This is a genomic window from Terrihalobacillus insolitus, from assembly GCF_028416575.1.
GTDB classification, from domain to species: Bacteria; Bacillota; Bacilli; order Bacillales; family Amphibacillaceae; genus Terrihalobacillus; species Terrihalobacillus insolitus.
In genome coordinates, this window is sequence record NZ_JAMQKB010000001.1 from 1 (window position 1) to 14,378 (window position 14,378).

General features: G+C 38.6%; 12 protein-coding genes, 1 rRNA gene and 1 other annotated feature. Of the genes, 5 read left to right on the plus strand and 8 right to left on the minus strand.

The features are described 5' to 3' along the window. The 3 genes from NC797_RS00005 to NC797_RS00015 all read right to left on the minus strand — a co-directional run. Positions 1 to 340, minus strand: a 16S ribosomal RNA gene (locus NC797_RS00005); the annotation flags it as partial. A 486-nt stretch (positions 341 to 826) separates the two neighbouring features. After that, positions 827 to 3,241, minus strand: a complete 2,415-nt coding sequence (leuS, locus tag NC797_RS00010) for a leucine--tRNA ligase (protein WP_272434509.1) — start codon at positions 3,239 to 3,241, stop codon at positions 827 to 829. A gap of 87 nt (positions 3,242 to 3,328) precedes the next feature. Continuing rightward, positions 3,329 to 3,554: a binding site (T-box leader), on the minus strand. Positions 3,555 to 3,693: 139 nt separating this feature from the next. Then, positions 3,694 to 4,041, minus strand: a complete 348-nt coding sequence (locus NC797_RS00015) for a DUF2524 family protein (RefSeq protein WP_272434511.1) — start codon at positions 4,039 to 4,041, stop codon at positions 3,694 to 3,696. A 124-nt stretch (positions 4,042 to 4,165) separates the two neighbouring features. Between NC797_RS00015 and mnmM the strand changes: the two genes are divergently transcribed. Beyond that, positions 4,166 to 4,735 carry a tRNA 5-(aminomethyl)-2-thiouridylate-methyltransferase MnmM gene (gene mnmM / locus NC797_RS00020; protein ID WP_272434512.1) on the plus strand — a complete coding sequence of 190 codons (570 nt, stop codon included), beginning with the start codon at positions 4,166 to 4,168 and terminating at the stop codon, positions 4,733 to 4,735. A 64-nt stretch (positions 4,736 to 4,799) separates the two neighbouring features. Here the strand turns inward: mnmM and NC797_RS00025 are convergent, their stop codons facing one another. Beyond that, positions 4,800 to 5,864 (minus strand): tetraprenyl-beta-curcumene synthase family protein, encoded by a 1,065-nt coding sequence (locus tag NC797_RS00025; protein WP_417168664.1) that lies wholly within the window; start codon positions 5,862 to 5,864, stop codon positions 4,800 to 4,802. Positions 5,865 to 5,992: 128 nt separating this feature from the next. On the opposite strand from NC797_RS00025, the gene NC797_RS00030 reads away from it, so the two are divergent. Continuing rightward, a complete protein-coding gene (locus NC797_RS00030) occupies positions 5,993 to 6,505 on the plus strand; it encodes a gamma carbonic anhydrase (RefSeq protein ID WP_272434514.1) in 513 nt (170 codons plus the stop codon). Between the two features lie 212 nt (positions 6,506 to 6,717). On the opposite strand, the gene asnB is transcribed toward NC797_RS00030, so the two are convergent. Further along, positions 6,718 to 8,622, minus strand: a complete 1,905-nt coding sequence (gene asnB, locus NC797_RS00035; RefSeq protein ID WP_272434515.1) for an asparagine synthase (glutamine-hydrolyzing) — start codon at positions 8,620 to 8,622, stop codon at positions 6,718 to 6,720. A gap of 179 nt (positions 8,623 to 8,801) precedes the next feature. Next, positions 8,802 to 10,004: a methionine adenosyltransferase gene (gene metK, locus NC797_RS00040; protein ID WP_272434517.1), complete on the minus strand. Its 1,203-nt coding sequence runs from the start codon at positions 10,002 to 10,004 to the stop codon at positions 8,802 to 8,804. 540 nt (positions 10,005 to 10,544) lie between these two features. On the opposite strand from metK, the gene pckA reads away from it, so the two are divergent. Continuing rightward, positions 10,545 to 12,137, plus strand: coding sequence for a phosphoenolpyruvate carboxykinase (ATP) (gene pckA / locus NC797_RS00045; protein ID WP_272434518.1), 1,593 nt, complete (start codon positions 10,545 to 10,547; stop codon positions 12,135 to 12,137). 55 nt (positions 12,138 to 12,192) lie between these two features. Here pckA and ytkD read toward each other — a convergent pair whose 3' ends face one another. After that, positions 12,193 to 12,666 (minus strand): RNA deprotection pyrophosphohydrolase, encoded by a 474-nt coding sequence (ytkD, locus tag NC797_RS00050; protein ID WP_272434519.1) that lies wholly within the window; start codon positions 12,664 to 12,666, stop codon positions 12,193 to 12,195. A 410-nt stretch (positions 12,667 to 13,076) separates the two neighbouring features. Next, positions 13,077 to 13,385 (minus strand): hydrolase, encoded by a 309-nt coding sequence (locus NC797_RS00055; protein WP_272434520.1) that lies wholly within the window; start codon positions 13,383 to 13,385, stop codon positions 13,077 to 13,079. 126 nt (positions 13,386 to 13,511) lie between these two features. Between NC797_RS00055 and NC797_RS00060 the strand changes: the two genes are divergently transcribed. Together NC797_RS00060 and NC797_RS00065 are read left to right on the plus strand one after the other, a co-directional pair. Next, entirely contained in the window at positions 13,512 to 13,763 is a 252-nt protein-coding gene (locus tag NC797_RS00060; protein ID WP_272434521.1) for a hypothetical protein, read from the plus strand. Between the two features lie 200 nt (positions 13,764 to 13,963). Beyond that, entirely contained in the window at positions 13,964 to 14,368 is a 405-nt protein-coding gene (locus tag NC797_RS00065; protein WP_272434522.1) for an RDD family protein, read from the plus strand. Positions 14,369 to 14,378: the final 10 nt, after the last annotated feature.

Here is a 14,378-nt window from a genome sequence, read left to right on the forward strand (position 1 = left end):
CAGTGTGGCCGATCACCCTCTCAGGTCGGCTACGCATCGTTGCCTTGGTGGGCCATTACCCCACCAACTAGCTAATGCGCCGCGGGCCCATCTGTAAGTGATAGCAGAAGCCATCTTTCATCTTTCCCCTATGCAAAGGAAAGTATTATCCGGTATTAGCCCCGGTTTCCCGGAGTTATCCCAGTCTTACAGGCAGGTTGCCCACGTGTTACTCACCCGTCCGCCGCTCGTTCCACAAGCTCACGCCCCGAAGGGCGATTGCTTGCTTCCCGCGCTCGACTTGCATGTATTAGGCACGCCGCCAGCGTTCGTCCTGAGCCAAGATCAAACTCTCCATAAAAGTTTGCACATGGATGTGCTGACTTCGATGTTGCAACAGAACGTTGCATACTTAATCGAAGATCGTTTCATCTTGCTCGAATGAAAAACTAGCTTTTTCTTACTTGACATTACTGGTTGTTTTGTTCAGTTTTCAAGGATCAAAGTTATTACTGTCTATCAAGGATAGTAATTAAATTCTATCATCAATAACAGTGATAGTCAATACCAATTCATGGAAAAAGTATCAGTCGCTTTAGAATGTACTCGCCGCGACAGCAAAATTAATATTACATTGTTTTTCGACAAAAGTCAACAAGTTTTTTCAAAAAAGCATCTGCTTTATATATGTTTACCCCATTCCTTATTTTTTAAACCCTCTTTTCTTTGTTTTAATCCATCATGGTCAAAGTCTTCCTGTAGTATATGAATTACAACAAGTCCAAAGAAAGAACGCTCCCCGTTAAAGCAAAAAAGCAATCCCCTTAAAGTTGAAAGGGGATATTACCTAGTTTGCAACGATATTGACCAACTTTCCTGGTATAACAATAACCTTTCGAACCGTTTTGTTTTCAAGAAGTTCTTTCACTTTTTCATTCTCTAACGCTATTTTTTCAAGTTCTTCCTTAGGGGTATCCTTTGACACCATTTCTTTTGCTTTCACTTTACCCATTAGCTGTATAACGATTTCCACTTCATTTTCAACCATTTTGCTTTCGTCAAATGCTGGCCATGTTTCGTAGCTAATCGTTTCGTTGTGCCCTAGCTTATTCCAAAGCTCCTCTGCTAGATGTGGTGCAACTGGAGACAAAAGCTTTACAAACCCTTCCACATACTCCATCGGAATTTGCTCTACCTTATAACATTCATTAATAAACACCATCATTTGTGATATTCCTGTATTAAAGCGAAGACCTTCAAAATTGTCCGTTACTTTTTTCACTGTTTCGTGATAGACCTTTTCGAGAGATTGGTCACTTGTACTGCCAACCTTATCAGATAGTGAGCCGTCATCATTAATAAATAGTCTCCACACCCGATCAAGAAAGCGACGAGCACCGTCTAATCCATTCGTTGACCACGCAACTGCTGCATCAAGTGGGCCCATGAACATTTCATACAGTCTTAGTGTATCAGCCCCATGGCTCCCGACTATTTCGTCTGGGTTGACGACATTGCCTTTGGACTTACTCATCTTCTCATTGTTTTCTCCAAGAATCATTCCTTGATTGTAAAGTTTTTGAAACGGCTCTTTCGTTGGCACAACACCAATATCATATAATACTTTGTGCCAGAACCGAGCATATAATAGATGTAAAACAGCGTGCTCAGCTCCACCAATATAAATATCTACTGGCAACCATTTCTTCAATCTATTGAAATCTGCAAAGGCTTCTTCGTTTTCCGGATCGATAAATCTAAGGAAATACCAACAGCTTCCTGCCCATTGTGGCATCGTATTTGTTTCCCGACGGCCTCTATTACCTGTTTCAGGATCGACAACATTTACCCACTCTTCTACATTTGCTAAAGGTGATTCACCCGTTCCAGAAGGTTTTATTTCTGTTGTCTTAGGTAATTCAAGTGGCAACTCTTCCTCCGGTACTGGCGTCATTGATCCGTCTTCCCAGTGAATAATAGGAATGGGCTCACCCCAATATCGTTGACGGCTAAACAACCAATCCCTTAATCGATAAGACACTTTTTTGGTGCCCTTATTATTTTCTTCAAGCCATTCAATAGATTTTTTGATTGCATCTTCTTTGCCGAGACCATCTAAAAATCCAGAATGAATGTGTTTCCCTTCACCAGTATATGCTTCTTTGTCCACATCCCCACCTTCAACAACGGCTATAATTGGCAGGTCAAACTTTTTAGCAAATTCATAGTCACGTTCATCATGAGCTGGGACGGCCATAATTGCGCCACTTCCGTAAGTCATTAAGACGTAATCGGCAACCCATATAGGGATTTTATTTCCATTAATCGGATTGATGGCATAGGCACCAGTAAACACGCCTGTTTTGTCCTTAGCTAAATCTGTACGTTCAAGATCACTTTTTGCATTTACTTTTCTCAAATATTCATGAATCACATTGATTTGTTCGGAGGTAACAATTTTTTCAACCAACGGATGTTCAGGTGCTAACACAGCATATGTTGCTCCAAATAGTGTGTCAGGTCTAGTGGTGAATACAGCAAACCCCTCATCATAACCCTCGATTGAAAATTCAATTTCAGCACCTTCTGAACGACCAATCCAGTTGCGTTGCATATCTTTAATGGACTCAGGCCAATCAAGATCCTCAAGATCTTCAAGCAAACGGTCTGCGTATGCAGTAATTTTAAGCATCCATTGCTTCATTGGTTTTCTTTCTACTGGATGTCCACCCCGTTCACTTTTACCATCAATAACCTCCTCGTTGGCGAGGACAGTCCCAAGGGCTGGACACCAGTTTACAGGTACTTCATCGACGTATGCCAATCCATTTTCATACAGTTTCAGAAAAATCCATTGTGTCCATTTATAATAGTTCGGATCCGTTGTATTAACCTCCCGATCCCAATCATAAGAAAAGCCTAATTCTTTAATTTGTCTACGAAACGTTTCTATATTCTGTTTGGTGAATTTCTCCGGATCATTTCCTGTGTCCAATGCATATTGCTCCGCTGGCAAACCAAATGCGTCCCACCCCATTGGATGTAAAACCTCATAACCTTGCATCCGTTTCATTCGTGATACAATATCTGTTGCTGTATACCCTTCAGGATGTCCAACATGTAATCCAGCTCCCGACGGATATGGGAACATATCTAATGCATAAAATTTTTCTTTTTCTGTATCAATATTTGTTTTGAAAGTCTTATTTTTTTCCCAAAATGCCTGCCATTTACTTTCTATTTCCCTTTGATCAAATGACACGTTTTTCCCTCCTTGTCCTTGTACCTTCCCTTTATTTTTAACGTAATGAAGCATTCTTCCAGTAAAAAACAGTCTCTCATCCCAAAGAAATGGGACGAGAGACTGTTTCCCGCGGTACCACCCAAGTTAGTGCATTTTAATAAGCACTCGCTCTTCAATCCTTAACGCGATTAACGGCAGTAGTTACTATAGAAAAACGTTCACTGCTGCAACATCAAAGGTGAGTTCATAAAGTACAGGGGTAGCTCACACCGACCGCCACCTCTCTTTTGTTTCCTGTTTCTTCATTACTATTCCTTTTCATTGTCGTTCGATACAATATTGTAATCGTATTTTAATGAAAGCGTTCCTCTTTGTCAAGTTTCTACACGTTTTTTAGTAAGGTTTAAGAAAAGCCCTGCCAATTGGCAGGGCTTTTCTGAGGGGAATGATACTACGTGTGCTGATTCATATCAAATTTGGTCGAGAATCATGTCGTTAAGCGTTTGACTAACTCTTAAATGCAAACGGTGCAACTGCTCCCGTTGTTGATGGTTGGCACTATCCATCATCTTTTTTATTGCGTCTTCCATCTCAGATAACCGTTGTTGAGAGTTGGAGTATGAATCGTCAACTTCAAAGCCGTTGCGGTTGGTGATTTTCAATTGATTTTCTGCTTCAGAAAGACGAATGGTTGCTTCTTCAATTAATTGTTGAACAGATTCTCTTGTTGCCACTATCATCACCTCAACTTTAGATTGCTCTAAACCGCCATTGCCATACATGGAACAATTTACAGCAACTGCAGAAACTTTTTTCATTTGCATCATCATGCTACAATAGGTTTTGTTCGCTTCATTTTTTGTACTGGAGAGACTCGTTCCTCTTGAGTAGTGAGATCAAACACATGAAGCAAAATACAAATACAATGAGGGATGACGTTTTATGTTAAAACAAATAATTTCCTTTGCACATGAATTAATTCTTCAAGCTGTTGAACCTGGAGAAACGATTATTGACGCAACCTGTGGCAATGGTCATGATACAGTAGTTCTGAGTAAGGCTGTTGGAGTGAACGGTCAAGTATTGGCGTTCGATATTCAAAAACAAGCATTACGAAATACGAAACAACTATTAGACAAACAGGACATCCGGAATGTTACACTTATACATGCTAGTCACGAAAATATACGTTTTTATTTACACGAAGAAGATCATGGCACATTAAGTGGTGCTATCTTTAACCTTGGTTATTTACCAGGAAGTGACAAATCTGTCATCACGAATGCGAATAGTACAATCAAAGCAATGGATACAATTGTTGATTTCCTAAAGCCTGGTGGTCTTATTGTATTAGTTGTGTACCATGGTCACCCTGGTGGAGATGAAGAGAAAGAAAGTCTGCTCAAATACCTGCGCACATTTAATCAAAAGCACTTTAATGTCTTAAAATACGGATTTATTAACCAAAAAAATCATCCACCCTTTATTTTGGCTGTTGAAAAGAAAAAGTAAAAAGAATCCAGTGTAGTTCCGATTTTGCAGCATGGAGATACAAACTATCATCAAATCACTATCATTATTTGAACAACATGTTATAGGTCTTCACATTCAAGTGGAAAAACTTAGCACTCCAGCCACTCGCGTGTAAAAGGGCTCGAGTTACATTTTGGCCTCTCTCTATCACTTTCACCTTTGGATCTGCCAAATACAAACCGACTAAGCCTTGATGAACCATTTCATGAAAGTGCTTATGGGGCAGCTGTTGCACATGTTGATTCGACTGCCTAATAAAATAAAGTAGGCGATTTTTCATTTGATCAAGGCTTGGGTAATAGAAACAGAAATTCAAGTCCCCTTCCTTTTTATCTTCCTGCTGATCAATAAAATAATCCAATAATATATGTAATCCCTGAACGTACGGAAAATACCCTTCAAACACGGCCTTCGCAAGTTCTGGAGAAGTTTTCCCATCCATTGCATAGCTCACTAGACAAAAGATACCTAATGTGGAACCACTAGAAGCCGAAAACTCGTACCATGCAAGATTAGACCAATCTCTACCTTTATCCTGAAACCAACCTTCAAGTCGTGGTAACCGTTCTTCATCTGTTACATGCTTGTGTACCTGTAAATCCGCATAAAATTCCTCAAGCCTTAGCAGATAAGGTTGTATAACCTCGAGTTCAGGTAATGTTTTCAAGTAGTTTTGACACGTTTGGACTAATTCGATTAAATATCCTCCGTCCTCTTGTTCTTGTCTTAACCTATAATAATTCTTCACTTTTTGTTTTGGTGACAGAGCGTCATACATGGATTGATGAAGAAGTTGGAAATCAATTGGGTCTAATGATGAACTTCTATCACAAAGATTATCTAAATAATCACTGATTGTTTGATATGCAATAATAAAACGGATCGAATCACGCCATCTTTTTCCAGCAAGCAGGCTATAGACTGCTCCGCCCTGACAATGAAATTTTTTCGTATTTATACTCGCGAGAGCTTGTTTACGAAGCTCTTGATTCGGAATTTCTTCCGCTTTATTTTTCCAGTAGATTAATTGCCTGTTAACCTCTGGAAAAATTTTAAAATAGACTTTACTCATTAAACCAAAAGAGGTTTTAGGAACAGGATTTTTCACAGCATTTCCCCCAATTCACATACAGAACTATTTTATGTCATTTCTACTTTCATAATAGTGCGTGTTTTGAACATACATCTAATATGATACTATAGTTTATATCACCATAATTTCAAGGAGGAATTCAAATGATTTATGAATATAAAGGGACAAAACCCTCCATTCACGAAACGGCTTATATATCTGAAGATGTAATCATTACTGGTGATGTAACCATTGGAGAAAAATCTAGCATATGGTTTAAAACAGTAATTCGTGGGGATGTCGCCCCAGTTCACATTGGAAAAGAAGTCAGTATACAAGATCTCAGTCTTCTCCATCAAAGTCCTGATGCGCCATTAATTGTAGAAGATTATGTTACGATCGGTCACCAGGTAACCCTTCACTCAGCACAAATTAGAAAAGGAGCACTTGTGGGGATGGGTTCCATTATTTTGGATGGCGCAGAAATCGGCGAGGAAGCATTTATAGGAGCAGGTAGTTTAGTACCGCCTGAAAAAAAGATCCCTCCACGTACATTGGCTTTCGGTCGTCCTGCTAAAGTTATCCGGGATCTAACAGAAGAGGATTTCAGAGAAATGAAACGCGTACAAACTTCATATGTTGCTAAAGGACAATATTACAAAGAACAACAGAAATAACAACATCACTTACCTCGACCTACTCCCGGAGGATAGGACGCGGCATTCATAGTTTCCCCCTCAAATTAAACACATTTTAAGTTGGTATGTAGATAAATACGCATTACCGCAAATTATGGCGAAAGTCGTAATCTATTTTTAGCTTGTCAAAAAAACACCCATCACTTTTAAAAAGCCGTGGGCACAAACGGGTAAGCAAGCAATCACGATAATTAAACCGTGAGCTTGCTTACCCATTTGTCTTCTTCTCTCAGCGTTTCGATATCATACTTTTTTTCCACATATAGTTGATGCCATAGCATGAACATAAGTACTGTCCATATTTTACGACTGAAGTCTCCCTTTCCTTTACAGTGATCTTCCAACAATGCAGACACATAATTTTTGTGTAATAAATAATCTGTTTGACTTTCTTGGATGAGTCTCTTTGCCCAATCATACAATTCATTCTTTAACCAGTGTCTAATCGGAACAGGAAAACCTAGCTTTTTGCGATCTAATACATGATCTGGAACAACCCCACGTGCTGCTTCCCGTAAAATTTGCTTGGTCGTTCCATTTGCAATTTTCAAATCTACTGGTATTTGTGAAGCAATTTCAAAAACCTCTTTATCCAAGAAAGGTACTCTTAGTTCAAGGGAATTCGCCATTGTCATTTTGTCCGCTTTCAACAAAATATCACCGCGCAACCACGTATGAATATCCACATATTGCATTTGGTTAACTGGATGTTCCGCTTCCACATGTTTGAACAATTTTTCGGTAATCTGTTGGTACGTAACGTTTGGATGGTATGATTTCAACAGCATTGCCTTATCATCGTCTTCAAACATTTTTGCGTTTCCAATATAGCGATCTTTTAAAGGGGTCGTACCTCTCTCTAAGAAGCTTTTTCCTCGTACACCCTCAGGCAACGCTGAGGCGACACGGGACAATAGACCTTTTGCTGGAGTTGGGATCGTTTGGAAAATCCGCAATGATTCCGGTTCCCGATAAATGTTGTACCCTCCAAACAGCTCATCTGCTCCTTCACCTGAAAGTACTACTGTAACATGCTTACGCGCTTCTCGAGCAACAAAATATAGAGGCACACACGCTGGATCTGCAAGTGGATCATCCATATGCCACATAATTTTCGGAAGCTTTTGGACGTATTCCTCTGGTGAAATGATGTAGGAAATATTCTCCACACCGAGCTTGTCTGCGGTTTCTTTCGCTACATCCACCTCCGAATACCCTTCATTTTCAAACCCAACCGAAAATGTTTTCAGATTCGGATTCATTTCACGTGCCATTGCTACGATAACGGAAGAGTCGATTCCGCCTGACAAAAAGGATCCAACTGGAACATCACTTCTCATATGAACGTTTACAGAATCATACATGACGTCTCGAATACGATTTATCCACGCATTTTTATCCATTAATACTGGTTTAAAATTTGCATGCCAATATTGGTGGAACTGCAGGGATTCACCAGGTTTTTTCACAAAATAATGACCCGGCTCCGTCTTATAGATTCCAGCTGTCAAAGTGAAAGGCTCTGGTGAAAATTGAAAGCTTAAATAGTGCTGTAGCGCTTCCGTATTTACTTCTTCCTTCTCTTCCATAACAGTTAAACTTTTCTTTTCGGATGCAAAATACGTACCCTCTTCTGTCTCTTTATAAAATAATGGTTTAATACCAAACGGATCTCTCGCACCGTAGAGTGTTTCTTCCTTTTTATCCCAAAGCAATATGGCAAACATACCTCTTAACTGCCGGAATGCATCTGTCTTATATTCTTGAAACATGGCTGCAATAACCTCTGTATCCGATTCTGTTTCAAAGGTATATCCTTGTTCCATTAATTGTTTTCTCAATTCCACATAATTATATATTTCACCGTTAAATACCATCCAATAGTTTTCATCATTGTAGCTTAATGGCTGATGCCCACTTTCTATGTCGATAATACTTAATCTTCTAAAACCAAATGAAATGTAAGGATCATGAAAGTAACCTTCATCATCTGGGCCCCTATGGGAGATAACATCGTTTTTATTTTGAAATATTTTTTCTTCTGTTTGATCGATCGTTTTTGGTCGGTTGCGAATCATACCAACGAAACCACACATACAGCTTGCCCCTCTTTCTGTATTTCAAATATACTCTCATATTTGCAACTCCATGAGTATATCATATTCTAATAAAAGTATACATATCCGTTTAGGATTACCCTTTTGGTTAACACCGCACTTATACCTAAATAAACAAAATGAAGAATGAGCAGTCATTACCCATTCTTCATGAAATCTTATTTACTTGCAACAAATTCCTTTAAGCTTTCAACTTTATCTGTTCTTTCCCATGGAAAATCGGTGTCTGTTCTTCCAAAATGACCATAAGCAGCTGTTGCTTGATATATTGGGCGTTGTAAATCAAGCATTTTAATGATGCCAGCAGGTCTCAAATCAAATAATGTTCTTACTGCTGTTACCAAAACTTCTTCCTTTACTTTACCACTTCCGAACGTATTAATCGAAATGGAAACTGGCTCTGCCACGCCAATTGCATAGGCAAGCTGTACCTCACATGATTCAGCAAGACCAGCTGCCACAATATTCTTCGCTACATATCTTGCTGCATATGCCGCTGATCTATCCACTTTGGTAGCATCCTTTCCACTAAAGGCACCACCACCATGACGAGCATATCCACCGTAAGTATCCACGATAATTTTTCTGCCAGTTAAACCAGCATCCCCTTGAGGACCTCCGATAACAAAGCGACCTGTCGGGTTTATAAAATACTTTGTATTATGATCTAATAGATTTTCTGGAACAATTGGTTTAATTACATGTTTCTTCAGTTCGTCTTGAATTTGGTTAAGTTCTACTTTCGGTGAATGCTGTGTTGATATTACGATCGTATCGATTCGAATTGGTTGATCATTTTCATCATATTCAACCGTTACCTGCGTTTTTCCATCTGGCCTGAGGTATGGAAGTATCTCTTCTTTTCTCACATCCGCCAAGCGTTTCGATAATTTATGAGCCAAAGAGATCGGCAAAGGCATAAGTTCTGGTGTCTCATTATTGGCAAAGCCAAACATTAAGCCCTGATCACCAGCACCTATCGCTTCAATTTCTTCTTCCATCAATTTCCCTTCACGCGCTTCCAATGCCTGATTCACCCCTCCGGCTATGTCTGGAGATTGCTCATCAATGGCAGTCAAGACCGCACATGTTTCGAAATCAAAGCCGTATTTTGCACGGGTGTAACCTATATTTTTAATCGTTTTTCGCACAATACTCGGTATATCTACGTATGTTGTGGTTGAAATTTCACCAGAAACAAGCACTAAACCTGTTGTGACAGTTGTTTCACATGCTACCCGGGCTGTTGGGTCTTTTTTTAAAATTTCATCAAGGATTGCGTCAGAGATTTGGTCACAAATTTTATCTGGGTGTCCCTCTGTCACTGATTCTGATGTGAATAATCGACGATTTGCAGTCATTCTGCTAAATCCTCCTTCGCGAAATGGGAATGTTACGGAAATTCTCTATTCAAATATACTATTAGAGGATGTTCAAAAAGTCACCAAATAATAAGCGGGACATCCCGTTCATCCATATTCAAAAGCCTACTTTACTAAAAAAGTCGAACATTGTTGCTTGCTGGCTATGTAAAGGCATGTCCTGCCACCAACGCTTTGATAAGAAAAAATATCCGTTCGCAATTTATCGTATCGGAACGAATGCGTAATGTCAACAAATCGAAAGCACCTGTTTAAGTTGGAAGCATCTAGCATATATATATATGTATGTATGATTAAATCGGAGGAGCTATTATTCCTGATTTAAAGAAAAAAATTCTAAACGGACTGAGAAATGTACATAATTTCATAATTACAGACATTAAAGAACATATACAGAACTTTTCACATAAAATTCAATAAATAGTATGTTATATATGTTTTAATATGTTATACTAATGAAAATTGTAAATGAAATCATTTTCTTTACCACCAAAACTTAGAAAAAGGCGGGTTGCACGTATGAATGAGGTGAAACAAACGACACGGCTGGAGCAGTTAACATCACATCCTGGAGTCAGACAGAATATGACAGTCCCTGAATTAATCGAAACAATCCTTTCTAGAGGTGAGGGTTCATTAACCTCAACTGGCGCAATTAGGGCAACAACAGGGAAATATACTGGGCGTTCTCCAAAGGATAAATTTATCGTGATGGATGATGAAAGTAGACAATTGGTTGATTGGGGAACCATTAATCAATCGATCAACGAGGATGTTTTTTTATCACTTTATGAAAAAGTACTACATTATTTAACGAATAAAAATGAATTATACCTTTTTAAAGGATATGCTGGTTCAGATAAGACATATCGTCTTCCTATTCAAGTAATAAACGAATATGCGTGGCACAATTTATTTGCCCGTCAATTATTTGTTCGTCCTAAAGAAAATGAGCTAAAAACACACGAATCAGAATTCACCATTGTCTCGGCACCTTCTTTTAAAGCTGTACCAGAACTTGATGGAACAAATTCAGAGGCATTTATATTGGTATCCTTCAAGCACAAAGTTGTATTAATTGGAGGAACAGAGTACGCAGGCGAAATGAAAAAATCCATTTTCTCCGTTATGAATTATTTGCTACCCCAACAACAAGTTTTGCCAATGCATTGCTCAGCAAACAAAGGTGAATCGGATGACGTTACACTCTTCTTTGGTTTATCTGGGACTGGTAAAACGACATTATCAGCAGATCCTAGCAGGAAATTAATTGGTGATGATGAGCATGCATGGGGGCCAAATGGCGTGTTTAATATTGAGGGAGGCTGCTATGCAAAATGCATTAACCTATCAAAAGAAAAAGAACCACAAATTTATCATGCCATTCGATATGGTTCAGTCCTTGAGAATGTATCCATTAACAAGTTAACTAGAAACCCGGACTACAACGATACATCGTTAACAGAAAACACTAGGGCAGCTTATCCGATCACGAACATGGACAATATTACAACCGATCCTGTTGCACAACATCCTAATACGATTATTTTCTTAACCGCTGATGCATTTGGAGTCCTTCCACCGATTAGTAAATTAACAAAGGAACAAGCAATGTATCACTTTTTAAGTGGGTATACGAGTAAATTAGCTGGCACGGAGCGCGGTGTAACAGAGCCAGAGGCAACTTTTTCTTCTTGCTTTGGAGCACCATTTTTGCCACTCACTCCTGAAACCTACGCAGAAATGCTAGGAGAAAAAATGGACCGATATGGTACAAACGTTTTTCTTGTGAATACAGGATGGACTGGTGGATCATATGGAGAAGGGCAGCGTATGGATTTAACCTACACAAGAGCGATGGTTCAAGCAGCTATATCGGGTGAACTCGATACCGTTAAAACGAGTGTAGATGCTATTTTTGGATTGCACATTCCGACCTCTTGTCCTGGAGTACCTGATGAACTACTTGTACCAAAACAAACATGGGCACAAAAGGCAGATTATGAGATAAAAGCGAAAGAGCTTGCAACCCGTTTTCACCAAAATTTTGAACGTTTCTCACAAACGAGTGAAACCATTAAAAAGGCAGGCCCATTATTTGGCTCCAATTAAACTTGAACCAAAAGCATAAGGCAAATACCTTATGCTTTTTCTTTTTCTTTTACCTCTACAATAACTTCAGTTGATTAATTCTCTCCAAGCTTTCTGGTAAGATCCGGTCCTTCATCATAAAACTAAAAGAGGCATCCCGCTCTAAATCTTTTGGTATATCATCAAGCAGTACAGGTCCGTCCGTTTCGAAATAATGAGGATGTTTTTCTAATTTTTCAATCCTTGCGAAATATATATTTTTTATGATATTACTTGACTTTCCTGTTACGTAGTATTGACCGATATAGGTTATCTGTTTGACAATGCCCCCTGTTTCTTCGTTCACCTCTCGCACTGCCGCTTCTTCTGCAAGCTCCTGCTCTTCTACCTTCCCACCAGGAAATTCAATCCCTCGATCTAGATGGCGTGTTAAAAGCCATTGATCCTTGTATTGACAAATAACCCAAACGTGCTTTGGCTCCATTGAAAAGGGCTGATTTTCAAAGGAAAGTTGTACTTCATTATTGTAATAGTCTGTAAATCTAATCATTTCACTCAGCTTCCTTTACCACTTTTGGCTAGGACTTCAATCATCCATCTATTTTCCTTCCCTATCATGACATATTCTGCTTCATTTGTTAAATAGCAGTTCTGTATATCGCGAAAACAAGAAGAAACAATGAAAAGTGCGTGTTCAAAAAGTCGGCAAATTAGAAGCAAGCAGGTCGAGGCGGCGTAGTTTTGAGTATCGCAGCGAAAGCTTGTTGCTTCGAAAGGATTACCTCGCACGAAGAAAAAGTGTTCTTCTTTTTCTAAGGATATGCTTTTAATACGTGAGAAACGGAAAAACAAGCCAACGAAGAGATGCGCCGCTTATCATTTGGTGACTTTTTGAACAACCTCTAAAAGATTGAGACCTACGGAACTAAGAAACGTTTCATAAAGGAATGCGATAGTAGTCTATTCTAAAATACCCATGCTCTCTATATGTGCTCTTGTTTTGTCATCCCCCATTTCATATATCATTTTATAAGCATGGACAATCCCATCATCATACTGATCGTTTGATTCATCATCATGATATGGCTTTATTGGTACATGTGCACGCCAAAATGCCTCATGATCAGAATCATACATTTGATCAAACCATTCTCTTAATTGGGATATATCTTCCTCTGTGGCATATATCGTAAAGTCGTTGTTATCTCCAGCTTGTATTTGTGATATCTCACGGGTTCCTAAGTCAATAAAGTATTTTTTCTTTTCCATTATTCACCCTCCTTCACTTTAATTTTCCGCAATTGCATAAGTTTTATGATCAACATTTCATCATTTCTACATAAGTTAAACTACAAACAGGTTGTCATATGAAATTAATGAGGAAGGAAAGATAACATGAAATTCGCAGATCATCTGCTACAATTATATATAAGACATTTTAATGACAAAGATTCATTAGAAGTATTTATCCACTCTGTTTTAGAACAAATGGATCACGAAGAGTTAATGAAGGTTTTAAATAAGTGCAACAAAGAGGAATTGGAGGAGATCTTGGGTTCGTATTTAAGAAACAATTTAGAACATAAATTTAATTATTTAGGAATTCATGTGAACAATGATAATCAGCTGTCAAATAACATCCAATAATTTAAATATAATCTTTTTTGGACAGAGAATTTAACCATTCTGAGGTAGACATACCACCGCATTATCATAGGGGTTTCTTTTATTGCTAAGAGAGCGTTCAATGTTATATTCAGTTGTTAGAGACTGAATTCCCAATTGGATTATTTTATGTTAAAGTAAGTACACAGACATAAAAAACAAAAAAAGGGAAGATAGACAAAATGGAAAAAGCTGCAGGTTTTAAAGTTAGATTTTTGGCTAGTTTACTTGACTGGATTGTGGTCACCATTATTCTCGGATTTATTACCTTTTTGATGTATGGCGAATTCTTTTATACAGAACAGTTTAATATCACTGACTTCTTGGGTGTCTTGTATAGTATTATTGTGCCTGTGATTTGGTATGGCTATACTATTGGAAAACGTATGACAAACATCCGTATTGTAAAAGTTTCAGGACAAAAGGTGACTCTGATAACGATGCTTCTTCGTGTCATCGGTGGTTTCATCGTTTATGCCTTTTCATTGGGTATTGCTTTTATCATTAGTGCGTTTATGGTGGGGATTCGCGAGGATAAACGTGCAATTCATGATTTTATTGCTGGTACTTATGTTACGTATAAATAAGGTTGGTGCT

Excerpts from the sequence above, each read along its gene's own strand:
- pckA (WP_272434518.1), top strand. The coding sequence starts at position 10,545 with ATGAATGAGGTGAAACAAACGACACGGCTGGAGCAGTTAACATCACAT.
- asnB (WP_272434515.1), bottom strand. The coding sequence starts at position 8,622 with ATGTGTGGTTTCGTTGGTATGATTCGCAACCGACCAAAAACGATCGAT.
- NC797_RS00060 (WP_272434521.1), top strand. The coding sequence starts at position 13,512 with ATGAAATTCGCAGATCATCTGCTACAATTATATATAAGACATTTTAAT.
- ytkD (WP_272434519.1), bottom strand. The coding sequence starts at position 12,666 with ATGATTAGATTTACAGACTATTACAATAATGAAGTACAACTTTCCTTT.
- NC797_RS00055 (WP_272434520.1), bottom strand. The coding sequence starts at position 13,385 with ATGGAAAAGAAAAAATACTTTATTGACTTAGGAACCCGTGAGATATCA.
- mnmM (WP_272434512.1), top strand. The coding sequence starts at position 4,166 with ATGTTAAAACAAATAATTTCCTTTGCACATGAATTAATTCTTCAAGCT.
- NC797_RS00030 (WP_272434514.1), top strand. The coding sequence starts at position 5,993 with ATGATTTATGAATATAAAGGGACAAAACCCTCCATTCACGAAACGGCT.
- metK (WP_272434517.1), bottom strand. The coding sequence starts at position 10,004 with ATGACTGCAAATCGTCGATTATTCACATCAGAATCAGTGACAGAGGGA.
- NC797_RS00065 (WP_272434522.1), top strand. The coding sequence starts at position 13,964 with ATGGAAAAAGCTGCAGGTTTTAAAGTTAGATTTTTGGCTAGTTTACTT.
- NC797_RS00015 (WP_272434511.1), bottom strand. The coding sequence starts at position 4,041 with ATGAAAAAAGTTTCTGCAGTTGCTGTAAATTGTTCCATGTATGGCAAT.